Origin of the sequence: Mesorhizobium sp. M7A.F.Ca.US.010.02.1.1, from assembly GCF_004023085.1 — a bacterium.
Taxonomy (GTDB): domain Bacteria; phylum Pseudomonadota; class Alphaproteobacteria; order Rhizobiales; family Rhizobiaceae; genus Mesorhizobium.
Genome location: NZ_RZRV01000014.1, coordinates 1 through 22,301 on the forward strand (window position 1 = coordinate 1; position 22,301 = coordinate 22,301).

A 22,301-nucleotide genomic window follows, 5' to 3' on the forward strand; every position below is an offset into this window, starting at 1 on the left:
GTCCCTACTCCCCTACTCCCCTACTCCCCTCCTCCCCTACTCCCCTACTATCTTACCACCCTCACCACCGTCCGATCCGACAGCAGTGGCAGCAGTCGCGCCATCGTACGAGCCGTGACAGCCACACAGCCTTGCGTCGGCGTGAAGCCGGGGCGCGCCAGATGGAAGAAGATGGCGCTGCCGCGCCCGCGCCGGCGCGGCGACAGGTTCCAGTCGAGCACAAGACAGGCGTCGTAGAGCCGGTCGTCGCGCCGCATGCGTTCGTGGCTGGCGCCATAGGGTATCTTGACGGGCCTGTTGTAGTTGCGGTCGTCAGGCACTTCGCACCAGCCCAGATCGGGCCCGATCGGCGTCATCGCCAGACGGGTCCTGCGGCCGCTGGAGAACTGATCTCCCCGGAAATACCCCGACAGTATCCGCATCGCGGCCAGCGGCGTGGCGCCATCGCCTTCGCGCTTGCCGGCCGAGATGCCACCGCGCCCCAACGCACAGGCAAACACCGTTTTCCCGGCCTGCAGCAGGCCCTGGCTTGAATGCCCAGGCCTGGCCCGCACGGTCAGCACACGCAGCCCTTTTCGCAAAATTGCGCCGGCTGCATTGCGATCGTGTTTTTTCTTGTATGATCGTGCCACGGAACAAATCACTGTGAACGGCTGTTGCGCCGGTCAGCTTCCGCATAAACAGGCAGCGGTCAACTGAATTTTCTTTTCAAAACAACGGATTGATCCATGACTTCACGCACCATACTGATCGTCGACGATGATGATGACCTGCGCGGCACACTGGTCGAGCAATTATCCCTTTATGAGGAATTCGACGTGCTGCAGGAATCGACTGCGGCAAAAGGTGTCGCCGCAGCGCGCGGCGGCCTCATTGATCTGCTCATCATGGACGTCGGGCTGCCCGACATGGATGGCCGCGAAGCGGTGAAGATCCTGCGCAAGGGCGGTTACAAGGCGCCCATCATCATGCTGACCGGTCACGACACCGATTCGGATACGATTCTTGGTCTCGAGGCCGGCGCCAACGACTATGTGACGAAGCCGTTCCGCTTTGCCGTGCTGCTGGCGCGCATTCGGGCGCAGCTGCGCCAGCATGAGCAGAGCGAGGACGCCACCTTCTCGGTCGGGCCCTATACTTTCAAGCCCAGCCAGAAACTGCTGCTTGACCCGCGCGGCGGCAAGGTGCGGCTGACGGAGAAGGAAGCCTCGATCATCAAATATCTTTATCGCGCCGACCAGAAGGTGGTGACGCGCGACGTGCTGCTCGAGGAGGTGTGGGGCTACAATTCCGGTGTCACCACGCACACGCTGGAAACCCATGTCTACCGGCTGCGCCAGAAGATCGAGCGCGATCCTTCCAATGCGGAAATTCTTGTGACAGAAAGCGGCGGCTACAAGCTGGTTCCTTAAACATTTCATTATCCAATGAGCGGTCGGGCGGGGCCGCTTTCGGGTACGATCCAGTTGGAGGGTGGTTTGGATCGAACTCGCAGAGGAGGAGTCGGACTGTCGGTTCGGGGACATAGCTAGATGGCGCTGGATGACGACATCCGCGTCCTGTCCGCCGTGAGGCTCTTCGAGGGCTTCACGCAGGAACAATTGCGCCTGCTCGCCTTTGGCGCCGAGAACACCAGGCTGATTGCCAACCACAAGCTTTATCGCGAGGACGATGAGGCCGATTCCGCCTATATCGTCGTCAGTGGGCGCATCGTGCTCTACCGGGAGCAGGGTGGTGAACGCATCCCAATTGGCACGGCAGGCCCCGGCACAATCCTGAGCGAACTGGCGTTGATCGCCGACACCAACCGGTTGACCAGCGCCTCGGCCGAGATCGATTCCGAAGTGATGCGGCTCAGCCGCAAGATGTTCCGCCGCATCCTGGAGGAATATCCCGAGATCGCGGTCAAGCTCCACCAGCGCATCTCGGAGGAATTTCAGGCGATGATCCGCCGCATCGAGGAACTGGCGCCGCGCTTCTCTGGCTGAAGGCTGCCCGCCTGCGAAGCTGTTGTGTCGCGGCCCAAGGCGGAAGCGCGGCAGCGCTTTTCAACGACATTGGCCGCGATGACCTGATCGTGGCGCACTGCGGCCGGAGCGGGAATCGCCAAGGTTCGTTCATCCGGACGCCCGGATCCAGGGGCAAGGGTCCGTTGACAGGCATGAGGTGAAATCCTAAAGCACCTCGAAGGCGGCCGGCACAGCAGGCGCCATCACCACCAGGCTCCTGGGGGGAGCGAGCCATGCCATCAGGGCGGTACGAGACGATTATCTTGTATTCCCGCAATGACGCGTTCGGCGACGGATTAATCCGGATTCCGGCTTTGCGCGCCGCCAGAACGGCATTCCCCGATAGTTTCATCGTCTACGGAACCACCCGGTCGTCGTCCCTTGAACATAGCCTCAATCGCCATGCCGGCCATTTGGTCGATGCGATCAATGTGCGGACGCCCCTGGCGCGCCTGATCGCCGGTCACCGCAACGGCAAGGGGCGATTGGCCGTGGTCGATTTCCGCATCTCGGCGCGTTGGCTGCTTCAAGCCTCGGCATCACTGCTCGGCCGCGGCATCGCCTATGAGGCAAACTTTCCGGCTTTCGCCCTTTCCTGGCGCCTGGGCCAAAGGCCTGAAGCACGACCCGGGCACAATGCCTGGCGCTACCACCGCCTCATCGAACGCCTTGCCGGCAAGCGGCTGCCTTTCGATCATCGGCTGGAGCCTGGCCCGGCCGCGCGAGCGGCGGCCAGGGGCCTTGCGGACGGCAAGCATGCTCCGTTGATCATTATCGCGGCGCACGGCAGCGCCAGCAAGCGCATGTCGGCGGATCAGGTTGCCGCGATCGCCGACAGCCTGATCGCCGACGGGGCGGACCTTCTCTATGTGAAAACTCCCGGCGATGGTCCCGATATGGCTGAACTGGCTCAGCGCGTACCGAAGCTGCGGCTTGTCGATTCCGCCGCGATCGAGGGTGTCGATATCGGTGACATCTTGCTGGCGCTCGGCGAGTTTGCCGATCTTTACATCGGCGCCGAAGGCGGTACCGCACATCTCATGGCAACCGTGATGACGCCGATGGTTATCCTCAGTGGCGGCGCCAACATGGCCCGTTGGAGGCCGCTTTCGAACTGCGTGGACGTGATCGAATCCCGTCTTGCAAGCCCGACCGGCCTGGTCGCCGATGTGCCTGCGTCGACAATCGTCGAAGCGGCGCAACGGATGCTGGCGACGCGCCGCCGCGACCATCCCCATCTGCCGGATCTCGCAGGCCTGTCAGTCCAGCAATTTCGCGATAACGACATGCATGAAGACTTGAAGCACGCGGTTTGAACTTGAATTCATTTGGCGCGCTTCGAAGCGCGTTGAGATTCAGGTCGGCCATTTGCAGGCCAGCCTCACCTGAACATCGACGCCATGGTATAATGGGTTCGGTGGGGCGAAGCGCTGCAATCATGGTGACCACCGGCACAATGCAGGCGAAGTTCTCGGCGGCAAATCTGGCGGCTGTCGTACTTTGGTTCCAGTGGAGTTCCTCTCAGTCCTCAATGAGAATAGCAATGCCAGAGAACAACGCGCTGAACACAAAGCATGGCGGCGAATGGATAATAGCCTGGCGCTTGGTCGTACTGGCGGCGACGGCGATTAATGTTGCGATGCTCTTAGCCGCGCTGTTCATCGCGCAAATTCGTGGCCTGGACGCTTGGATCTTTTATCGAGATCCATCTGCAGCCGCCGAAGTCGGCTTCTATACGGGGTGGATTTCGTCCCTGGGTGCTTCGCTATGGATCGGCACCGGCGCTGCCACCCTGTTTGCTGGCCTGCTCACGCATCGATGGGATTGCACGTTTCTCGGCGGTCTTACCCTGTTCTTGGGCCTCGATGACCTGTTGTTGATCCATGAGGACGTGCTGCCCATTGTAGGGATACCGGAGATCGTTCCGATGATTGTCTACGCCGCCGCCGGGTTGTTCTGGTTCTTTCGGCTGCGACGAAAGACATTCGACGGCACGATCGTCTTTGTGGCCGCAGGCTTCCTGCTCGCGATGTCAGCATCGATTGACCAGCTCGGAGAGCTGTTTCCTACCCCTGGTTCTGCGGCCGCCATCGCCGAAGACGTCGTCAAAGAGCTTGGCATCTTCCTTTGGGCGGCAGGTGCCGTTGGGTACGCGGCGATGGTGACACGATTGGGCCGTCCGTGGGTGGATCCAGCCGACTCCACCTCTACCGACTGACTGCCGCAGGCCCCGCATCTTCAAGCAGGCTAGTCCAGATCGAACCGCGCGATCACAGGCACATGGTCCGACGGGCGCTCCCAGCCGCGCGCCGGACGCAGGATTTCGTAGCCGGAAAAGCTGGGCACCAGGTTCGGCGACGACCAGACGTGGTCGAGACGGCGGCCGCGGTTGGACAGCTCCCAATCCTGCGCGCGATAGCTCCACCAGGTGTAGAGCTTCTGCTCATGCGGCACGTTGAGCCGCATCAGGTCGACCCAGTCGCCGGCGCGCCGCATCGCCTCGAAATTTTCTGTCTCGACCGGCGTGTGGCTGACCACGTTGAGCAATTGCTTGTGCGACCAGACGTCATGCTCGAGCGGGGCGATGTTGAGGTCGCCGACCAGCACCGAGCCGGACACCTCGTCATGTTCTGCCCGGATGGCATTCATCTCGGCAACGAAGTCGAGCTTGTGCTTGAACTTCCTGTTGATGACGGGATCCGGTTCGTCGCCGCCCGCCGGAACGTAGAAATTGTGGAGCAGGATCGCCTTGCCGCCGGCCCGCACCGTGACCGAGAGGTGCCGGCTGTCCTCGATTTCGCAAAAGCGTCGCTTTTCGACCACCTCGATCGGCCGCCGCGCCACCGTCGCGACGCCGTGGTAGCCCTTCTGGCCATGGAAGGCGATGTGCTCGTAGCCGAGCTTGCGGAAAGCCTTTTCGGGAAACAGTTCGTCGGGAACCTTGGTTTCCTGCAGGCACAGCACGTCGGGCGCATGCTCGACGAGCAGGCGCTCGACGATCGGCATGCGCAGGCGAACGGAGTTGATGTTCCAGGTGGCGATGGAGAAGGGCATTGGCAATCCAGGACAGCGTGCAGCCGGCCAGAACCGATGGGTCCCGGCGGGGAAGACGCCTTTTGACGGAGTCAGCCCGGGAAATTGCCAGCCGCGGGCCGCAAAGACAAGCCGGGCCACGCCCGACGAGGCGCGGCCCGGTGCTTTCCACAGCTATTGAGCGTTTGAAGCCAGAGCAATTCCAGGAACAAGGAGTTGGAGCGGGTCGTCGTTCCCGTGAAACGGTGAACTGCTCTAGCGCGCCTTGTTGGTGTTGAGCTCGCGGTTCGCCGTGTAGTCGATGGCGAAAGTATCCGGCGCGAAGCTGACACCTTCCTTGGTGTTGAAGATCATCACCGTCGTATCCTTGCCCTGCGCGTCGGTGATCGTCCACTGCCGCAAATCGAAGGTTTTCGGATCGAACATCATGGTGATCCTCGAATTGCCGAACACCGATTTGTCGGCGAGCTGGATGGTGGTGAGGTCATCCTCCTGCTTGACGCTTTTGACGCGATCGCCGGAGAGGTCGATCCTGGTGTCGAGCAGCAGCTTCAGGGGCGTCTTCGACAGCGGATAGAGATCGGACGTGTTGAGCCTCTTGTTCAGGATGACCACCGATTTGCCGTCTGAAATCACCCGGAAATTCGAAGAGCCGTCATAGTTGAAGCGGATCTTGCCCGGCCGTTCAAGGAAGAACTTGCCGCCGGTCTGCTCGCCCTTGGGGCCGAACTGCACGAATTCGCCGCTCATCGATTTGACCGAGGAAAAGTGGTCGGCGATCTTCTGTGCCGCGGCCGGCACGGCCGCCTGCGCCGAGGCCAGCACCTGGAAGCCGGGTACCGCGTTGAAGGCTGCCGCCCCCGCAAACGCCAGGCCGAGGCCCAGCAACTGACGCCGGGAGGGAGCAAATGTGCTGAGCGCTGAAAGATCGTTTTTCATGTCGGTCACTCTCATCTGATTCCTGAGTTGTTCTGTGCTTGGACCCCCAGTTAGGCTGAAATTTGGCGGGTCAGGCGTCCCTTGGTCGCTTCAACGCCTTGAAAGGTTCAAGGTTGCCGGACCGGGATGTCACAAGGGTCAGGCTTTCCAGTCAGAACTTGTCCTCTTCGGTCGGCACCAGGATCTCGCGCTTGCCGGCATGGTTGGCCGGGCCGACGATACCTTCCTTCTCCATCTTCTCGATGATCGAGGCGGCGCGGTTGTAGCCGATGCCCAGCCGGCGCTGGATATAGCTGGTCGAGGCCTTGCCATCGCGCAGCACCACGGAGACCGCCTGATCGTAGGGATCGTCGGAATCCTCGAAATTGCTGTTGCCGCCACCGGACCCACCCTTGCCCGACGGCTCGTCGTCGTCCTCGCCGTCATCCTCGGTGATGGCGTCGAGGTATTCCGGCACGCCCTGCAGCTTCAGGTGCGCGACGATCTTCTCGACCTCTTCATCGGCGACGAACGGGCCGTGCACGCGCTGGATACGACCGCCGCCGGCCATGTAGAGCATGTCGCCCATGCCGAGCAGCTGCTCGGCGCCCTGCTCGCCCAGAATGGTGCGGCTGTCGATCTTGGACGTCACCTGGAAGGAGATGCGGGTCGGGAAATTGGCCTTGATGGTGCCGGTGATGACGTCGACCGACGGCCGCTGCGTAGCCATGATGACATGGATGCCGGCGGCGCGCGCCATCTGCGCCAGGCGCTGCACGGCACCTTCGATGTCCTTGCCGGCGACCATCATCAGGTCGGCCATCTCGTCGATGATGACGACGATATAGGGCATCGGCTCGAGATCGAGGTTCTCGGTCTCGTAGATCGCCTCGCCGGTCTGGCGGTCGAAGCCGGTCTGCACGGTGCGTGAGATCTTCTCGCCCTTCTTGTCCGCCTGGCTGACGCGGGCGTTGAAGCCGTCGATGTTGCGCACGCCGACCTTGGACATCTTGCGGTAGCGGTCCTCCATCTCGCGCACGGTCCATTTCAGCGCCACCACCGCCTTCTTCGGATCGGTGACGACGGGCGTCAGCAGATGCGGGATGCCGTCATAGACCGAGAGTTCCAGCATTTTCGGATCGATCATGATCAGCCGGCAGTCCTGCGGCGTCAGCCGGTAGAGCAGCGACAGGATCATGGTGTTGATGGCGACCGACTTGCCCGAGCCGGTGGTGCCGGCGACAAGCACGTGCGGCATCTTGGCGATGTCGACGATGACCGCCTCGCCATTGATGGTCTTGCCCAGCGCCAGCGCCAGCTTGGCCTTCGTCGTCTCGAAATCGCGGCTGGCCAGGATCTCTCTGAGATAGACGGTTTCGCGCTTGGCGTTCGGCAGTTCGATGCCGATGGCGTTGCGGCCTGGCACCACCGCGACGCGGCAGGCGATGGCGCTCATCGAGCGGGCGATGTCGTCGGACAGGCCGATGACCCGCGACGATTTGATGCCGGGCGCCGGTTCGAGCTCATAGAGCGTGACCACCGGACCCGGACGCACGGCGATGATCTCGCCCTTGACGCCGAAATCCTCCAGCACGCCTTCGAGCAAGCGGGCGTTCTGCTCCAACGCGTCCTTGGACAGGCTGGCGTCGCGCACCACGTTCTTCGGTTCGGAGAGGAAGTGCAGCGACGGCATTTCGAACTTTTCCGAGCCGATCAGCGAGGTCTGCGCCTCGCGCTGCACGCGGGCGCCGGGCACGGGGCGCGCCGCCGGCGCCTCGACGCGGGTGGCTGCGTCGGAGCGGAACGGCTGCACCTTGGCGGTCGACGCGCCGCGGCGTTGCACGACAGGCTCATCGTCGAAATCGGCATCCTCGCCCGCATTGTCGAAGCGGTCCTCGAAGATATCGGCATCGTCGGGATCGAGCGAGACGCTGCGGTCATTGACCATGGCGGCGAAGAATTCGGGCTCGACGCGGGCGCGGCCATCCTGGCTCATCCGCTGCTCGGCAAACTCGGCCGATTCGACCCGTTCTGCGGCGCGCCGCCAAGCGGTGGAGCGCTGCTCCATCTCCGGCTCGTACTCGTCCCGCTCCTGCCAGCGGCGCAAGGCGCGGCGGTGCATCCACGCGCGGAGCGAGAGCCACCAATGAGTAATTGCCCCGAGTGCCAGGATGCCCTCGTCGCCCTCGTCCTCGTCATTGTCGAACAGAAGGTCGTCCTCGCGCGGATCAACGGCGGGCTCGTCCTCCATCACGGCGAAGCCGTTCTTGCGTCCGATCAGCGCCGAGCCATGGGCGAAGAGCCACAGTGCGGGCGCCGACAGCAGGATGGCGATGATGCTGGCGATCAGCCCGGTCGGATAGCCGCCGATGACGACGCCGGGGATCTTCAGCACCATGTCGCCGAACACGCCGCCGAGGCCGGTGGGCAGCGGCCAGGTCTTGGGCGGCACGACGCAGCCGACCATCGCAGCGGCCAGCAGCGCGAAGCCGAACCAGGACAACCCGCGCTTGGGCAGCCTGTCGACGCCGCGTGCGGAAAACAGCAGGAATCCCCAGATGACCGTCGGAACCAAGGCGGCGACGGCGGCGAGGCCGAAGAACTGCATGGCCAGGTCGGAGAACACGGCACCCGCATAGCCCATGGCATTGGTGACGGTGTTGTTCGTCGCGTGGGAAAAACTCGGATCGGCGACATTCCAGGTGGCAAGGCTGGCAACGCCAAAGGCGGCCAGCGCGAACAGGCCGACGCCGACCAGCCGCCCGACCTGACGCCGTGCGAACGCCTGGATGCCGTGCCCCGTATCGGCCAGCGCGAGCGGTGCTGAAGCCCCTGAACGCATGCTCTTCCCCGTCTGTCGTGGACTCGCCGGGTGCGTGGCGCATTCCGGCAGATTCGGGTCTCAGACTATCGGTGGGAAGGTTAAGGGCGCATTAACTATAAGAGGTTGAGATGATCAAACCTCGTTACCGCCGGTTGAGCCGCTCGAGGCAATGATGGACGACGGGCCGATGGAGCTTCCATCGAACGACACAATGGCGGGCTGGCAGCCCGCCATTGGTCGTCTGGAACAAAGATCGGGTCTCGGCCCGATCGCGGCAAATCAGTTGGCGCCGCCGAGCGCCTGCACATTGGCGCAGAATTCCGCATGCGGCTTGCTCATCGCCGCATCCTGGCATTCCTTCTTCATCGCTTCCTGCTTTTCCATCGGCATGGCCATGAAGGCTGTCTTGAAATCCGCCATCGGCTTCATGGTTTTCATGCCGGAGTCCGTGAAGAACGGCGCCATGTTGTCGGGCTCATCCAGAGCACCGGCAAAAGCCACGCCGCCTATCATGGAAAGAGCAAGCGCTCCGAGGCAGATGTTCTTGAGGTTCATGAGATGGTTTCCTTCCCTGTTGTTGGCACGAGCGTCAGAACGACGATCGCCTCCACTGTTCGGAACCAGAGCGGTCGTTGTTTCCTCAAAAAACCTGATCACCCGAACGTGATTGCGTGAAGCCGCCCATTGCCGGAATGGCTTGCCAAAAAAAGAGGCCCGGAGGTGATCCGGGCCTCAATGCGTGAACTCCTTTCGGGAGCGTCACGACGGGATGGGAGAATACGAGGCGGCCGAGGCCGCCTCGCACAGGGCTTACGAGTGATAGGCCGCTTCGCCATGCGAGGTGAGGTCGAGGCCTTCGCGCTCTGCGTCGGCTGTCGGACGCAGGCCGATGATCAGGTCGACGATCTTGTAGAGGATGGCGCTGCCGATACCCGACCACAGCAGGGTCACCAGGACACCCTTGGCCTGCGCCAGGAGCTGGGTGGCCGTGCCGGCATAGCCGGCAGCAAAGTCGGCCGTCGAATAGTCGACAATGCCGGCGCCACCGAGGGCAGGATTGACCAGGATGCCTGTGCCGAGCGCGCCGATGATGCCGCCGATGCAGTGGACGCCGAAGACATCAAGGCTGTCGTCGTAGTCGAACGCGTTCTTCACCACCGAGACGAAGAAGTAGCAGACGAAGGTGGCGACGATGCCGAGCACGATGGCGCCCATCGGGCCGGCAAAGCCGGCAGCGGGCGTGACGGCGACGAGGCCGGTCACCGCACCCGAAACAGCACCAAGCATGGAGGCTTTGCCGCGCAGCAGCGATTCAAGCACGATCCAGGTCACCGCCGCCGCCGCCGTGGCGACGAAGGTATTGATCATGGCCAGCACCGCATAGGCGTTCGCTTCAAGGTTCGAACCGGCGTTGAAGCCAAACCAGCCGACCCACAGCAGCGAAGCACCGACCATGGTCAGCGTCATCGAGTGCGGCGCCATGAGATCCTTCTTGTAGCCGCTGCGCTTGCCGATCATGAGCGCGCCGACGAGGCCGGCGATGCCCGCATTGATGTGAACGACCGTGCCGCCGGCGAAGTCGATGGCGCCGAAGCTGAAGATGAGGCCGGTCGGATCGCTATAAGCGCTCGGGCCGCCCCAGAACCAGACCATATGAGCGATCGGGAAGTAGATGAAAGTGACCCACAGGATCACGAAAAGGATCAAAGCGGAGAATTTGACGCGTTCGGCGAAGGCGCCGACGATCAGGGCCGGCGTGATGCAGGCGAAGGTCATCTGGAAGACGACGAACACCAGTTCAGGAATGGCGACACCCTTGGTAAAGGTTTCCGACAGGGTCGTCACATCGACGCCGGAGAGAAACATCTTGGAAAGGCCGCCGACGAAGGCGTTGCCCGGGGTGAAGGCGAGGCTGTAGCCGTAGAAAACCCAGATGATCATGACCACGCTGGTGATGGTGAAGACCTGCATCAGCACCGACAGCATGTTCTTGCTGCGAACCAGGCCGCCGTAGAAAAGCGCAAGACCGGGAACCGTCATCAACAGCACCAGAACGGTGGAAACCATCATCCACGTGGTGTCGCCCTTGTCGACGGTGAAAGCTGGCGCTGCCGCAGCCGCGGCGGGAGCCGCTTCCTGCGCGAATGCGGCGACCGTGCCCAATGCTCCGAGCGCGAACGAGCCGAGCAGCGCGGAGCGCGCCGCTGACTTCAAGGTGGAAGGAATATTCATTGAACTCTCCATTGGAATACGTGATCGCCGCTCAGAGCGCGTCGGTGTCTGTTTCGCCGGTGCGGATGCGCACCGCCTGATCGATGCCGAAAACGAAGATCTTGCCGTCGCCGATCTGGCCGGTCTTGGCGGCGGCGGTGATGGCTTCGACAGCCTTGTCCACCATGTCGGAACTGACGGCGACTTCGATCTTGATCTTCGGCAGGAAGCTGACCGCGTATTCCGCCCCGCGATAGATTTCCGTATGCCCTTTCTGACGCCCGTAGCCTTTGACTTCGGTGACGGTCAGGCCCTGGATGCCGACGGCGGTAAGCGCTTCGCGTACCTCGTCGAGCTTGAACGGCTTGATGATTGCCATCACAATTTTCATAAGGTTTCACCCTTCGCTGTTGCGGTCCCCCGCGTTTGCACACCTTCACCGATCCCAAAAAGCCGGAGAGTGCCCACGAGGATTCAAGCTCCGTGCCAAGTGCCGAAGCAGGATGCTAACCCATTGTAAACAAAGAGATTAGGGAGCACACCGACGCAACCTGCCCACAGCTGCAGCGGTGCATCTGCCTAAAACTTAGGCAATTTTTGAAAAATGCCTACTCTGCAGGCGATCGCTTGAGCCGGATCAGCCCTTCCTGCGCAACCGAGGCGATCAGCGTGCCGTCGCGGGCAAACAGCGACCCGCGTGTAAAGCCGCGGGACCCCTGTGTCGACGGGCTGTCCTGCGTATAGAGCATCCAGTCGTCGAGCGCATGGCTGCGATGGAACCACATGGCGTGGTCGAGGCTCGCCGCCTGGATATCGCGATCGAAAATGGCGCGGCCATGCGCGAAGGTCGATGTGTCGAGCAGCGTCATGTCGGAAAGATAGGCGAGCACCGCCGCCTGGATGGCGCGGTCCGCCGGCACCGGACCGGTGGTGCGGATCCAGATATTCTGCTTCGGCTCCAGCTTTTCGCGGCTGGTGTAATGCTTCAGCATCACCGGCTTCATCTCGATCGGCCGGTCGCGCTCCCAGTAGCGTTTGATGCCATCGGGCACCGCCTCGCCGAATTTGCCCAGCAATTCGCGTTGCGACAGCAATGTGTCCGGCCCCGGAACGTCCTGCGGCATCGGCACCTGGTGCTCGAGACCGACCTCGTCCTGCTGGAACGAGGCTTCGAGCGAAAAGATCGCCTGGCCGTGCTGGACCGCCACCACGCGCCGCGTGGTGAAGGAGCCGCCGTCGCGAATACGGTCGACCTCGTAGACGATCGGCACCTTGGTGTCGCCGGGCCGCATGAAATAGCCGTGCAGCGAATGCACGTACCGATCGGGATCCACTGTCCGCTGCGCCGCCACCAGCGCCTGGGCGATGGTCTGGCCGCCGAACACGCGCTGCCAGTCGAGCAAGGGGCTGCGACCACGATACAGATTGTGTTCCAGCTTCTCGAGGTCGAGAATGCCGAGAAGCTCGTCCATGGCTGCCGTCATATTTCGCGCCCTCACCGCAGAAGTGTTATGGCGGTTTCCGACAGGACGAACAGGCAGTCAAGGGTGCAGGACCCGGCGGCGCGCAGGAGCGAAGATGATGGAACGCAAGGCGGACACGAAAACCGGGGCAAACGCGAAAACAAGATCTGGGCTCGATGTCCTGGTCGCCGGCGCCGGCTATGTCGGCCTGGCCGCCGCCGTATCGCTGAAGCAGGCGCGACCGGATCTCGCCATCGCTCTCGTCGATGCCGCACCTGCTGGCGCCTGGCAAAGGGATGGCCGCGCCTCGGCCATTGCCGCCGCCGCCTGCCGCATGCTCGACCAGCTCGGCGTGTGGGCCGAGATCGTGCCCCAGGCGCAGGCGATCACCGAGATGATCATCACCGATTCGCGCACTGCCGATCCGGTGCGTCCGGTCTTCCTGACCTTCGACGGCGAAGTGGCGCCGGGCGAGCCTTTTGCGCATATGGTCGCCAACAGGGTGCTGAACGGCGCCTTGCGGGCCAGTGCCGAAAAACTCGGCATCGACATCATCGAAGGCGTCGCCGTGCAGGGGTTCGAGACCAACGGCGCCGGCATCACCGTGCATCTCGCCGACGGCGCGACGCTGAAGGCCCGGCTGCTGGTCGCCGCCGACGGCGTCAACTCGAAGCTGCGCGACATGGCCGGCATCAAGACGGTGAAGTGGGAATATGGCCAGTCCGGCATCGTCTGCACGGTGGCGCATGAACGCCCGCACAATGGTCGCGCCGAAGAGCATTTCCTGCCGGCTGGCCCCTTCGCCACATTGCCGCTCAAGCCCGGCGAGGACGGCACCAACCGCTCGTCGATCGTCTGGGTCGAACGTACGCCCGACGCCGAGAAGCTGGTGGCCGGTGACGATCTCCTCTTCGAACACGAACTCGAACAGCGCTTTGGCCTGAAGCTTGGCGAAATCCGCGTCGCCGACAAGCCGCGCGCCTGGCCGCTCGGCTTGACCATTGCGCGTGCCTTCGTCGCACCCCGCATCGCGCTCGCCGGCGATGCCGCCCACGGCATCCACCCGATCGCCGGCCAAGGCCTCAATCTCGGCTTCAAGGATGTCGCAGCCCTTGCCGAGGTGATCGTCGAGGCCGACCGGCTCGGCCAGGATATCGGAGCGCTCGACGTGCTCGAGCGCTACCAGCAGTGGCGCCGCTTCGACACGGTGCAGATGGGTGTCACCACCGACGCGCTGAACCGGCTGTTTTCCAACGATATCGGCCCGCTGCGCACCGTCCGCGACATCGGCCTCGGCCTCGTCGAACGCATGCCGCGCCTGAAGGAATTCTTCATCCGCCAGGCGTCGGGACTGTCCGCCGGCACGCCAAGACTGTTGAAGGGCGAGGCGATTTGACCCGCGGCCAGCATCCCCAACGTCGTCATTCCTTGGGCGTAGCGACGCGAAGCGGAGCGAAGACCCAAGGATCCATGCCGCGACCTTGGCTGAAGAATGCAGCGGAGCAGAATTCTGCACCGTGGTGACGCGTTTGAGTCGCGGCATGGATCCCGGGGTCTGCGCCGCGTCGCTTCGCTCCTTGCTCCGCCCCAGGATGACGAAAGCGATGGGCGTTTCCGCCAATCGCCAAGGTATGCGATCAATTGACCTCAAAACCCAGCTTTTGCCGCAGCCGCAATATCCTCTGGTCGGATATTTCGAGGCGTTTCTCGCCGCCCTGGGCGGCGCGGTTGACCATCTGCAGCAGATCGTTTCGCTCGGCGACATCCAGACGCTCGCGCAGGAACGGCGCCAGCTTGTCGATGACGATTGTGGTGTCGTCGATCTGTGACGCCGCCCATTTGGCGTAGACCACCGCTTCGTCCGTTTTCTTCTTGTCGGCGATCTCGGAAATCACGGCGCGGATGACGGCCTCGCGCTGCGGCAGTATGGGCCCATCCTCGGAGACGATCGATGTGATCAGCGTAGCTGCCGCTACGACCGGATCATCGATCGCCGTCAGCGGCGACAGCGCCGCCTGCTTGCGCAGCTTCTTGCGGCGGATGTTGCCCTGTACGCGCCCGACAACGTCCGCAACCTCACGAGCCGCGTCGTTCATCGCCTTCATCCGGTACCACCAGAACGCTGCCGCGCCCATCACGCCAAGGATAGCAATCAGGAAAGGCATGTCGAAATCCCCAAGAACCCCGGCGACGATAGGAGAACTCTCTCCTTGCTTCAACACGCAAAAGTTGCGCACGAAATGAACCAGGACGATCGTTCAGTCGAATGTCTTGGTTTCCGCGTGGCTGTAGCACATGGCGGGGGCTATGACCCCGGCACATCGTAGATCGCCCGCACCTCGATAGTGCCTATTTCGGCCAGCGGGATCTCGCCAGCGATCTCCAGCGCCTGGTCGAGATTGTCCGCCTCGATCATGACGAAGCCGAGCAACTGCTCCTTGGTTTCGGCGAACGGGCCGTCGGTGATCAGCCGCTTGCCCTGGCGTCGCCGCAGCGTCTTCGACGTCTTCACCGATTGGAGCGCCTGTGCGACGATCAGCATCCCACGCTGATCCAATGAGCGGTCATGAGCCATCGAATCGGCATCGAGCTTGGCCAGACGCTCCGGCGTCATGGCATGGAGGTCGTTTTCCTCGCCATAGACCAGACAGACATATTTCATTTCCAGCTCCCTTGCTGTGACGAACCATAGGCGATCACGGTATCGGTTGAGTCCTTGCCGGCAGCAACATGGTCGAGAAGGCTGACCGCAATGCCGATAATGGCAATTGCCGCAATCAGCCGGCCGAAGCCGGAGGGCGGCACATGCAGCGGGTCGCGTTCCCCTAGATCAGCCCTTCGGCCGGTGCTTGTCCAATGGGCAGAAAACAGATTGTTCATCCGAACCTCCATCCGCCACGAGAATCCGTGGTCGCCCGCAGGACGGTCGGGGCCGGTGCAAGTCGACATTTTTGCACGCACATTTTTCAAAAAAGATTCGATGAGACCCGCCGTCGCCGCATGCGCGCGCAAAACAGCGCGGTGGTCTTCCCGCGCGCCCGCGCTATAGTTGGGAGGAACGCCGCCTGGCCGGCGCCACCGCTGTAACAAGGAGGAATTCATGGACCGCACCGCAAACGCCGTCTGGAAAGGCAATCTGAAAGAGGGCACGGGCACGCTCGACACCCAGAGCGGGACCCTGAAGGGCACGCCCTATTCGTTCAAGGCGCGCTTCGAGGACGAGAGCGGCAAATCCGGCACCAACCCTGAAGAGCTGATCGCGGCGGCGCATGCGGGCTGCTTTGCCATGCAGTTCTCGCATTTCCTGGCCGAGAACGGCACGCCTGCCACCGAACTCGACGCCAAGGCCGTGGTGACGCTGGTTCCCGGCACGGGGATCACCGGCAGCGCCCTCACCGTGGTCGGCAAGGTCCCGGGCATCGATGCGGCGAAATTCACGGAGCTGGCCGAGAAGGCCAAGGCCGGCTGCCCGGTCTCGAAGGCGCTCGGCGCCATAAACGTGTCGCTCGACGCCAAGCTCGGCTGAGAACGCTGCATCCGGTGTGAAGACCCGGCGCGAACGCTCAGGCGCGCGCGGGGACCTATGCTCCCAGCGCGTCCAGCCGGGCACGCAATGCGGCGACTTCCTGCTCCAACGCCTCCAACCGCGCCTCCAGGTCGGAAGCGGGCAGGACCGATGCACTTCGCTGCGCCGAAAGGACGGTAACGTCTACCGGGCCGCTCAGCAGATGTACGTAGCGGTCCTCGCGCTGGCCCGGTCCGCGCGGGATTTCCTGGATGAGTGACGGCCGACGGCCGATCAGCATGTCGAGCTCGGCGCGCAGATCTTCGATCGACGAAAACCGCGCCATGCGCTCGGTGCGCGCCGACAATTCATGGACCGTCTGCGGCCCGCGCAGCAACAGCAGGGCGATCAAAGCGGTCTGCGGCGTGGTCAGCGAGAAGCGCTGCGCCATCTGGTGCTCGTAGCGCTCGACACGCGAGCCGAACATCTGCCGCACCAGTCCCTTTTGTTCGAGCAGCTTCAGCCCCCGGTGCACCTCGGTCTGCTCCAGCGCCATCACCGGCTCGCGCGCCGTCTTCTGGTTGGCGGCGGCCAGTGCCGCGTTGAGCGTCAGCGGATAGACATCCGGCGTCAGCTCCTTCTTCTCGATCAGGCAGCCGAGAATGCGGGCTTCGATGGGGGAAAGGATGGGAAGGTCATCGCTCATTGAAGTTCAGCCTCCCGGCGGTAAAAATCGGTTGCAAGGGCTCGATTGTGCGCTTGGCGGCCCTCATCCCTGACCGTGCCAGCAAGATTCATTTCATAGTGTCCATAACGGGCCTCAAGGTAGCGCGCGATTGCCGTCGGGGTGAGACCGGACCCCATCTCCCGCGTCTGGCTTTTCCGCTCGATCAGGCTGCGGATTTCGTCGCATGCCCGTGCGGGTATCTCGGTCTGGTCGAGGCACTCGCCAAGATTCATCGGAGGCAGGCTGGCAAAGCCGTGCTGCTCCATCCAGTCCAGCGCTACCAGCGGCCGAATGAGATAAAACAGCTTCTTCAGCTTCACCTCGCCAGAGAAACTGCCGATCTTGGCGACATGCGACCGTGCAAGTCCGAGATAGTGATGCGAAACCTTTGCCGGATCGACGATCTCAGCCAACAGGTCGAGAAGGCGCCGGCGAAATCCCGCGACTTCCTCATAGACGATCGGTGACTTTGCCCATTCGACGATGACCGCATTGCCGCCGAGCGCCAGCAGCAAGGCCTTGCGCAGATCCCAGCCGCCGGCATCGATCTCGCCTTCGATAGGAAATTCAATCACGTCGCGTGCTTGTTCCAGCACGAGGTGATCGGGCACCGGCCTGACATAGACGAAGCGGCAATCATAGTCGCTGTCGGGAGACGGGAAACCCCAGGCGCGACTGCCGCTTTCGATGGCGAACAGGATCGTCACACCTTGGGTTCGCACCAGGTCGAGTCGCGCCCGGACTGCCGCAACGGCGTCCGGCGAAAAATCAGCAGGTAGCCGCTTCATTCAGGGCCTAAACCCTTCTCTCCACCATCATCTTCTTGATCTCGGCGATCGCCTTGGCCGGGTTGAGGCCTTTCGGGCAGGTCTGCGCGCAGTTCATGATGGTGTGGCAGCGATAGAGCCGGAACGGGTCTTCGAGGTTGTCGAGCCGCTCACCGGTGGCCTCGTCGCGGCTATCGATCAGCCAGCGATAGGCCTGCAGAAGCGTTGCCGGGCCGAGATAGCGGTCGCCGTTCCACCAATAGCTCGGGCACGAGGTCGAGCAGCAGGCGCACAAAATGCACTCGTAGAGCCCGTCGAGCTTCTCGCGGTCCTCATGGCTTTGCAGCCACTCCTTGGCCGGCTCCGGCGATACCGTCTTCAGCCAGGGCTGGATCGAGGCGTGCTGGGCGTAGAAGTTGGTGAGATCGGGCACCAGGTCTTTGACCACCTGCATATGCGGCAGCGGGTAGACTTTTACCGCGCCGGAAATGTCGTCGCAGCCCTTGGTGCAGGCGAGCGTGTTGGAACCGTCGATGTTCATGGCGCAGGAGCCGCAAATGCCTTCGCGGCAGGAACGCCGCAAGGTCAGTGTCGGGTCGATCTTGTTCTTGATCCACAGCAGCGCGTCGAGCACCATCGGCCCGCAATCGTCCATGTCGACGAAATAGGTGTCGATGCGCGGGTTCTCGTCATCGTCCGGCGACCAGCGGTAGATGCGGTACTCCCGCAGATTGGTGGCGCCCTCGGGCTTGGGCCAGGTCTTGCCCGGCTTGATCTGCGAATTCTTCGGGAGCTTGAGTTCAACCATGTTCGATCCTCAATACACTCTGGCCTTGGGCGCGATCTTGGCGAGGCTGATGCCGCCGTCCTTTTCAGCCAGCTGCGGTTCGGTGTGCACCGGCCGGTAGGAGAGGGCCACCTTGCCGTCTTCGCTCAGCCTGGCCAGCGTATGCTTGCGCCAGACCGCGTCGTCGCGCGCCGAAAAGTCCTCGCGTGCGTGCGCGCCACGGCTCTCCTTGCGCGCCTCGGCGCTGTAGACCGTGGTGATGGCATTGGCCATCAGATTTTCCAGCTCCAGCGTCTCGACCAGATCGGAGTTCCAGATCATCGAGCGGTCGGACACTTTGATGTCCTTCAACTCGCCCCAGATCTGCGAAACCCGCTTGCAGCCGCTTTCGAGGGACTCCTGCGTGCGGAATACGGCCGCGTCTTCCTGCATCGCCTTCTGCATCTTTTCACGCAGCACCGCCGTCGGCGTCGAGCCATTGGCGTGGCGCAGCCGGTCGAAGCGGTCCATGATCTTTTCGACCGAGGCTTCGTTGGGCGAAGGGATCGCCGACTTGCGGTCGATGACCTGGCCGGCGCGGATCGCGGCCGCGCGGCCGAACACCACAAGATCGATCAGCGAATTCGAACCGAGCCGATTGGCGCCATGCACGGAGGCACAGCCGGCTTCGCCGACAGCCATCAATCCGGGCGACACCTGGTCTGGATTGAGCGCCGTCGGATTGAGCACCTCGCCCCAGTAATTGGTCGGCACGCCGCCCATATTGTAGTGGACCGTGGGCAGCACCGGGATCGGCTCCTTGGTCAGGTCGACGCCGGCAAAGATCTTGGCCGATTCCGAAATGCCCGGCAGCCGCTCATGCAGGACGGCGGGATCGAGATGGTCGAGATGCAGGAAGATGTGGTCCTTGTTCTTGCCGACGCCGCGACCCTCGCGGATTTCCAGCGTCATGCAGCGCGAGACGACGTCGCGCGAGGCAAGGTCCTTGGCCGACGGCGCGTAGCGCTCCATGAAGCGCTCGCCCTCGGAGTTGACGAGATAGCCGCCCTCGCCGCGTGCGCCCTCGGTGATCAGGCAGCCGGCGCCATAGATGCCGGTCGGGTGGAACTGCACGAACTCCATGTCTTGAAGGGGGAACCCTGCCCGCGCGGCCATGCCGCCGCCGTCGCCGGTGCAGGTGTGCGCCGAGGTGGCCGAGAAATAGGTGCGGCCATAGCCGCCGGTCGCCAGCACCACCATCTTGGCGGAGAAACGGTGGATGGTGCCGTCATCGAGGTTCCAGGCGACGACGCCGGTGCAGGTGCCGTCCGGCTCCATGATCAGGTCGAGCGCGAAATACTCGATGAAGAACTGCGCGTTGTTCTTCAGCGACTGGCCGTAGAGCGTGTGCAGGATGGCGTGGCCGGTGCGGTCGGCGGCGGCACAGGTGCGCTGCACCGGCGGGCCGTCGCCATAGTTCATCATGTGGCCGCCGAACGGCCGCTGGTAGATCTTGCCCTCTTCGGTGCGCGAAAACGGCACGCCGTAATGTTCGAGCTCGTAGACCGCGGCCGGCGCTTCGCGCACCAGATATTCCATGGCGTCGACATCGCCCAGCCAGTCCGAGCCCTTGACGGTGTCGTACATGTGCCACTGCCAGGAATCGGGACCCATGTTGGACAGCGAGGCGGCAATGCCCCCTTGCGCCGCCACCGTGTGCGAGCGGGTCGGGAACACCTTGCTGATGCAGGCGGTGCGCAGCCCCTGTTCGGCCATGCCGAGCGTGGCGCGCAGGCCGGCGCCGCCGGCGCCAACGACCACCACGTCGAACTTGTGGTCGACAAAGGTATAGCCTGCCGTGTTGGCTTGTTTCGCGTCCTTGGCCAACTCAGCCTCCGAATGCCAGCTTGAGCAGGGCGAAGATCGAGGCGACGCCGACCGCTATGGTGAAAAATGTATTGAGCGCGATCAGCGCCAGCTTCATGCCTTCGCCATGCACGTAATCCTCGATGATCGCCTGCATGCCGAGCCGCATATGGGTAAGCCCGGAAATGAGCACCAGGGCCATCACTAGCGCCACGAACGGGTTGGCAAGAGCTGCCCGCACATGTGCGTAGTCGGCGCCGTTGAGCGCGATCAGGAAGCCGACGAAGAACAGGATCAGCGGGATGTTGGCGATCGCGGTGAGGCGTTGGCGCCAGAAATGCCCGGTGCCCTCACGGGCGGAGCCGAGGCCGCGGACCCTCGCCAGCGGCGTGCGCATGTCGGTGTTTTTGCCGCTCATGGTCAGGCTCCCCGCGCCATAGTGCCGGCGATCCAGATCAGCAGGGTGAGCAGGATCGAGCCGGCCAGCGTCGCCCAGGCGATCTTCGAGGCGGTATGCTTCTCCAGACCCGCGCCGGTGTCCCAGACCAGATGGCGCACGCCACCCAGCATATGGTGCATCAGCGCCCAAGTGTAGCCGAACAGGATGAGCCGGCCGAGCCAGGTGCCGAAGGCCCAATTGGCCCAATCGAACGTCGCCTGCGAGCTTGCCGCCGCCATCAGCCACAGGGCGACCAGCAGCGTGCCGAAATACAGCGCGCCACCGGTGATGCGGTGAATGATCGACATCGTCATGGTGATCGGCGGCCGGTACACGGTGAGGTGCGGCGAAATCGGCCGTTCACGTCTGACAAATTCGCGGGTGGCTGGTGATTTGCTCATGGCTCCCCCAGTTCGGCGTCTCTCTGGAGCCTCAGGTGGAAATGCGGCATTGCCGCTTCCGGTTGCGACTTCGGACAGCCGGTTTCTAATGCTCTTTTTGCACCGCGTCAAAGCCAGAAAACCGTTTCGAAAACGTAATTTAGTCTGACTAAAAGGCCGGCTTGGGCTTCAATCGATTAGGCCGGGAGGCCCGAAGCCGGCTCGATATCGCTGCAGTGCAACATGTCTGACCCAAGGGCCCAGCGGTGTTGAGATTGGCGTCAGCGTTTGCAGGTCTGCGGCGTCGACCCCTTCTTCATCACCAACGCCTCGCGTCCGTCGATCACGATTGCGTCATGCGTGACCGCCTGGTAGCGGCTGCTCTGGTTGGCGGGCGACGCCGCAAACTCCTCGGTCGCGCCGTCGGACCCGACCACACGCAACGATGTACCGAGATTTTGGATAGAAATCATACCGTTGTTGCCGCATCTGTAGGTGGCCGCGCCTATGCCGGACCGAGGCGCGGTAAGGTCGGTGATGATCTTGGTTGCAGCTGCCGGAGGCGCCGCGGCTGCGACGGACTGCTGAGCCGGTGCAGGTGAGACGACCACGGTATTGGCCGCCTTCGGCGCGCTGTCCTGCGGCACACAGCCAGCGGCGATCCCGAGCAACGGGAAAACGGACACCCAATTCGGCCGGCGTAGCGCCATATGCTGTCCTCCCGCGCGGCAAACCAGCCGCGATGCTTTGCCAAGATCAAGGTCATCCCGACGCCGAGACGGACACCAGCCGCGATGGTGCGGCCGAGCATGGCCGAATGATGGCCACCAGGTTTTCCATCCAGTCGGATATTAACGGATATTAACCATGTTTACCGAGACATTGCCGCCAAACGCGCCGGCCTCTTAACAAAGGTTAAGAAAACGTTAATTTCTGATTCGAGGAGGCTTTCCCTCAAGACACGGAGGACGCCATGCGTTCGAATTCGGGCAGATCGCGCCTTGCGGCGCTCATCGTGACGGCGTCGGCCGTCGGCCTTGCAGCGCCAGCGCTTGCAGGCGCGCGGCATCAGGATCGCGTCTACGCCGATTCCTTCGGCAACCTCGTCGTCGACAGCGCCGCTGGCTACAAGCGCATCATCGTCGGCGAAGGCAGGCTGGCCAAGCAGCTTTCCGACTACACCAGCGCCGGCCAGCCCAAGGTGATCTACGAGAACGAAGCCGACGAAATCAGCGGATACAGCGATTGCTACCGGCCGCCGGTGCTGGTGAAGGGCCGCTCCTATATGTACGGTCTCTCCGACGGCGAGATGCCCGAGCTCAGCCCCTGCCGCTAGACTCTTTGTCTGGACGCAATTCCCAAGGGAAAGCGCCATGCGCTTTTCCCGGGAAAA

The 22,301-nt window shown here is 62.9% G+C and carries 25 protein-coding genes; 7 read left to right on the top strand and 18 right to left on the bottom strand.

Annotation, left to right across the window (positions count from 1 at the left end; translation table 11 throughout):
- Positions 1 to 47: 47 nt before the first annotated feature.
- Entirely contained in the window at positions 48 to 584 is a 537-nt protein-coding gene (locus EOA19_RS16710; RefSeq protein WP_206638052.1) for a L,D-transpeptidase, read from the bottom strand.
- Positions 585 to 728: 144 nt separating this feature from the next.
- Here EOA19_RS16710 and EOA19_RS16715 point away from each other — a divergent pair, with 144 nt between their 5' ends.
- From EOA19_RS16715 to EOA19_RS16730, 4 genes are all read left to right on the top strand, one after another.
- Positions 729 to 1,412, top strand: coding sequence for a response regulator transcription factor (locus EOA19_RS16715; RefSeq protein WP_013528898.1), 684 nt, complete (start codon positions 729 to 731; stop codon positions 1,410 to 1,412).
- Positions 1,413 to 1,532: 120 nt separating this feature from the next.
- Positions 1,533 to 1,988, top strand: coding sequence for a cyclic nucleotide-binding domain-containing protein (locus tag EOA19_RS16720; RefSeq protein WP_023811239.1), 456 nt, complete (start codon positions 1,533 to 1,535; stop codon positions 1,986 to 1,988).
- A gap of 254 nt (positions 1,989 to 2,242) precedes the next feature.
- Positions 2,243 to 3,325, top strand: coding sequence for a glycosyltransferase family 9 protein (locus tag EOA19_RS16725; protein ID WP_128304240.1), 1,083 nt, complete (start codon positions 2,243 to 2,245; stop codon positions 3,323 to 3,325).
- A gap of 122 nt (positions 3,326 to 3,447) precedes the next feature.
- Positions 3,448 to 4,227: a hypothetical protein gene (locus EOA19_RS16730; protein WP_164892947.1), complete on the top strand. Its 780-nt coding sequence runs from the start codon at positions 3,448 to 3,450 to the stop codon at positions 4,225 to 4,227.
- Between the two features lie 29 nt (positions 4,228 to 4,256).
- On the opposite strand, the gene EOA19_RS16735 is transcribed toward EOA19_RS16730, so the two are convergent.
- The 7 genes from EOA19_RS16735 to tesB form a co-directional block, all read right to left on the bottom strand.
- Complete coding sequence (locus EOA19_RS16735; protein ID WP_128304241.1) at positions 4,257 to 5,063, bottom strand: exodeoxyribonuclease III; 807 nt, start codon at positions 5,061 to 5,063, stop codon at positions 4,257 to 4,259.
- 234 nt (positions 5,064 to 5,297) lie between these two features.
- Positions 5,298 to 5,981, bottom strand: coding sequence for an outer membrane lipoprotein carrier protein LolA (locus tag EOA19_RS16740; protein WP_128304317.1), 684 nt, complete (start codon positions 5,979 to 5,981; stop codon positions 5,298 to 5,300).
- 151 nt (positions 5,982 to 6,132) lie between these two features.
- Positions 6,133 to 8,802, bottom strand: a complete 2,670-nt coding sequence (locus EOA19_RS16745) for a DNA translocase FtsK (RefSeq protein WP_128304242.1) — start codon at positions 8,800 to 8,802, stop codon at positions 6,133 to 6,135.
- 261 nt (positions 8,803 to 9,063) lie between these two features.
- The gene (locus tag EOA19_RS16750) at positions 9,064 to 9,339 is read right to left on the bottom strand and encodes a hypothetical protein (RefSeq protein ID WP_013528891.1); all 276 of its coding nucleotides are present in this window, start codon (positions 9,337 to 9,339) and stop codon (positions 9,064 to 9,066) included.
- Between the two features lie 255 nt (positions 9,340 to 9,594).
- The gene (locus EOA19_RS16755) at positions 9,595 to 11,016 is read right to left on the bottom strand and encodes an ammonium transporter (protein WP_023811246.1); all 1,422 of its coding nucleotides are present in this window, start codon (positions 11,014 to 11,016) and stop codon (positions 9,595 to 9,597) included.
- A gap of 31 nt (positions 11,017 to 11,047) precedes the next feature.
- The gene (locus EOA19_RS16760) at positions 11,048 to 11,386 is read right to left on the bottom strand and encodes a P-II family nitrogen regulator (protein WP_013892292.1); all 339 of its coding nucleotides are present in this window, start codon (positions 11,384 to 11,386) and stop codon (positions 11,048 to 11,050) included.
- Between the two features lie 217 nt (positions 11,387 to 11,603).
- Complete coding sequence (gene tesB / locus EOA19_RS16765; RefSeq protein ID WP_013528888.1) at positions 11,604 to 12,479, bottom strand: acyl-CoA thioesterase II; 876 nt, start codon at positions 12,477 to 12,479, stop codon at positions 11,604 to 11,606.
- Positions 12,480 to 12,576: 97 nt separating this feature from the next.
- Here tesB and EOA19_RS16770 point away from each other — a divergent pair, with 97 nt between their 5' ends.
- A complete protein-coding gene (locus EOA19_RS16770; protein WP_164892950.1) occupies positions 12,577 to 13,854 on the top strand; it encodes a ubiquinone biosynthesis hydroxylase in 1,278 nt (425 codons plus the stop codon).
- 241 nt (positions 13,855 to 14,095) lie between these two features.
- Here the strand turns inward: EOA19_RS16770 and EOA19_RS16775 are convergent, their stop codons facing one another.
- From EOA19_RS16775 to EOA19_RS35890, 3 genes are all read right to left on the bottom strand, one after another.
- The gene (locus tag EOA19_RS16775; protein WP_023811248.1) at positions 14,096 to 14,623 is read right to left on the bottom strand and encodes a hypothetical protein; all 528 of its coding nucleotides are present in this window, start codon (positions 14,621 to 14,623) and stop codon (positions 14,096 to 14,098) included.
- A 140-nt stretch (positions 14,624 to 14,763) separates the two neighbouring features.
- Positions 14,764 to 15,120, bottom strand: coding sequence for a YciI family protein (locus tag EOA19_RS16780; RefSeq protein ID WP_023811249.1), 357 nt, complete (start codon positions 15,118 to 15,120; stop codon positions 14,764 to 14,766).
- A complete protein-coding gene (locus EOA19_RS35890) occupies positions 15,117 to 15,560 on the bottom strand; it encodes a hypothetical protein (protein ID WP_245486194.1) in 444 nt (147 codons plus the stop codon). The genes EOA19_RS16780 and EOA19_RS35890 overlap by 4 nt, the downstream gene beginning before the upstream one ends.
- On the opposite strand from EOA19_RS35890, the gene EOA19_RS16790 reads away from it, so the two are divergent.
- The gene (locus tag EOA19_RS16790; RefSeq protein ID WP_128304244.1) at positions 15,559 to 15,984 is read left to right on the top strand and encodes an OsmC family protein; all 426 of its coding nucleotides are present in this window, start codon (positions 15,559 to 15,561) and stop codon (positions 15,982 to 15,984) included. The genes EOA19_RS35890 and EOA19_RS16790 overlap by 2 nt on opposite strands.
- Positions 15,985 to 16,039: 55 nt before the next feature.
- On the opposite strand, the gene EOA19_RS16795 is transcribed toward EOA19_RS16790, so the two are convergent.
- From EOA19_RS16795 to EOA19_RS16825, 7 genes are all read right to left on the bottom strand, one after another.
- Positions 16,040 to 16,669, bottom strand: a complete 630-nt coding sequence (locus EOA19_RS16795) for a DUF480 domain-containing protein (RefSeq protein ID WP_128304245.1) — start codon at positions 16,667 to 16,669, stop codon at positions 16,040 to 16,042.
- Positions 16,666 to 17,478 carry a nucleotidyltransferase domain-containing protein gene (locus EOA19_RS16800; protein ID WP_245472976.1) on the bottom strand — a complete coding sequence of 271 codons (813 nt, stop codon included), beginning with the start codon at positions 17,476 to 17,478 and terminating at the stop codon, positions 16,666 to 16,668. Before EOA19_RS16800 ends, EOA19_RS16795 begins: the two co-directional genes overlap by 4 nt.
- 7 nt (positions 17,479 to 17,485) lie before the next feature.
- Positions 17,486 to 18,265 (bottom strand): succinate dehydrogenase iron-sulfur subunit, encoded by a 780-nt coding sequence (locus tag EOA19_RS16805; RefSeq protein ID WP_128304246.1) that lies wholly within the window; start codon positions 18,263 to 18,265, stop codon positions 17,486 to 17,488.
- Positions 18,266 to 18,274: 9 nt separating this feature from the next.
- Positions 18,275 to 20,110 (bottom strand): succinate dehydrogenase flavoprotein subunit, encoded by a 1,836-nt coding sequence (gene sdhA, locus EOA19_RS16810; protein WP_128304247.1) that lies wholly within the window; start codon positions 20,108 to 20,110, stop codon positions 18,275 to 18,277.
- 1 nt (position 20,111) lies between these two features.
- Positions 20,112 to 20,507, bottom strand: a complete 396-nt coding sequence (sdhD, locus tag EOA19_RS16815) for a succinate dehydrogenase, hydrophobic membrane anchor protein (RefSeq protein WP_128304248.1) — start codon at positions 20,505 to 20,507, stop codon at positions 20,112 to 20,114.
- A 2-nt stretch (positions 20,508 to 20,509) separates the two neighbouring features.
- Positions 20,510 to 20,929, bottom strand: a complete 420-nt coding sequence (sdhC, locus tag EOA19_RS16820) for a succinate dehydrogenase, cytochrome b556 subunit (RefSeq protein WP_128304249.1) — start codon at positions 20,927 to 20,929, stop codon at positions 20,510 to 20,512.
- Between the two features lie 260 nt (positions 20,930 to 21,189).
- Entirely contained in the window at positions 21,190 to 21,618 is a 429-nt protein-coding gene (locus EOA19_RS16825) for a hypothetical protein (protein ID WP_023811256.1), read from the bottom strand.
- A 263-nt stretch (positions 21,619 to 21,881) separates the two neighbouring features.
- On the opposite strand from EOA19_RS16825, the gene EOA19_RS16830 reads away from it, so the two are divergent.
- Positions 21,882 to 22,244, top strand: coding sequence for a hypothetical protein (locus EOA19_RS16830; protein ID WP_023811258.1), 363 nt, complete (start codon positions 21,882 to 21,884; stop codon positions 22,242 to 22,244).
- Positions 22,245 to 22,301: the final 57 nt, after the last annotated feature.

Coding starts and splice junctions, on each gene's coding strand:
- EOA19_RS35890 (WP_245486194.1), bottom strand. CDS start 15,560: ATGAATTCCTCCTTGTTACAGCGGTGGCGCCGGCCAGGCGGCGTTCCT.
- EOA19_RS16750 (WP_013528891.1), bottom strand. CDS start 9,339: ATGAACCTCAAGAACATCTGCCTCGGAGCGCTTGCTCTTTCCATGATA.
- tesB (WP_013528888.1), bottom strand. CDS start 12,479: ATGACGGCAGCCATGGACGAGCTTCTCGGCATTCTCGACCTCGAGAAG.
- EOA19_RS16745 (WP_128304242.1), bottom strand. CDS start 8,802: ATGCGTTCAGGGGCTTCAGCACCGCTCGCGCTGGCCGATACGGGGCAC.
- sdhC (WP_128304249.1), bottom strand. CDS start 20,929: ATGAGCAAATCACCAGCCACCCGCGAATTTGTCAGACGTGAACGGCCG.
- EOA19_RS16740 (WP_128304317.1), bottom strand. CDS start 5,981: ATGAAAAACGATCTTTCAGCGCTCAGCACATTTGCTCCCTCCCGGCGT.
- EOA19_RS16725 (WP_128304240.1), top strand. CDS start 2,243: ATGCCATCAGGGCGGTACGAGACGATTATCTTGTATTCCCGCAATGAC.
- EOA19_RS16735 (WP_128304241.1), bottom strand. CDS start 5,063: ATGCCCTTCTCCATCGCCACCTGGAACATCAACTCCGTTCGCCTGCGC.
- EOA19_RS16780 (WP_023811249.1), bottom strand. CDS start 15,120: ATGAAATATGTCTGTCTGGTCTATGGCGAGGAAAACGACCTCCATGCC.
- EOA19_RS16805 (WP_128304246.1), bottom strand. CDS start 18,265: ATGGTTGAACTCAAGCTCCCGAAGAATTCGCAGATCAAGCCGGGCAAG.
- EOA19_RS16775 (WP_023811248.1), bottom strand. CDS start 14,623: ATGCCTTTCCTGATTGCTATCCTTGGCGTGATGGGCGCGGCAGCGTTC.
- EOA19_RS16825 (WP_023811256.1), bottom strand. CDS start 21,618: ATGGCGCTACGCCGGCCGAATTGGGTGTCCGTTTTCCCGTTGCTCGGG.
- sdhD (WP_128304248.1), bottom strand. CDS start 20,507: ATGAGCGGCAAAAACACCGACATGCGCACGCCGCTGGCGAGGGTCCGC.
- EOA19_RS16715 (WP_013528898.1), top strand. CDS start 729: ATGACTTCACGCACCATACTGATCGTCGACGATGATGATGACCTGCGC.
- EOA19_RS16720 (WP_023811239.1), top strand. CDS start 1,533: ATGGCGCTGGATGACGACATCCGCGTCCTGTCCGCCGTGAGGCTCTTC.
- EOA19_RS16770 (WP_164892950.1), top strand. CDS start 12,577: ATGGAACGCAAGGCGGACACGAAAACCGGGGCAAACGCGAAAACAAGA.
- EOA19_RS16760 (WP_013892292.1), bottom strand. CDS start 11,386: ATGAAAATTGTGATGGCAATCATCAAGCCGTTCAAGCTCGACGAGGTA.
- EOA19_RS16830 (WP_023811258.1), top strand. CDS start 21,882: ATGCGTTCGAATTCGGGCAGATCGCGCCTTGCGGCGCTCATCGTGACG.
- EOA19_RS16795 (WP_128304245.1), bottom strand. CDS start 16,669: ATGAGCGATGACCTTCCCATCCTTTCCCCCATCGAAGCCCGCATTCTC.
- EOA19_RS16800 (WP_245472976.1), bottom strand. CDS start 17,478: ATGAAGCGGCTACCTGCTGATTTTTCGCCGGACGCCGTTGCGGCAGTC.
- EOA19_RS16790 (WP_128304244.1), top strand. CDS start 15,559: ATGGACCGCACCGCAAACGCCGTCTGGAAAGGCAATCTGAAAGAGGGC.
- EOA19_RS16730 (WP_164892947.1), top strand. CDS start 3,448: ATGGTGACCACCGGCACAATGCAGGCGAAGTTCTCGGCGGCAAATCTG.
- EOA19_RS16755 (WP_023811246.1), bottom strand. CDS start 11,016: ATGAATATTCCTTCCACCTTGAAGTCAGCGGCGCGCTCCGCGCTGCTC.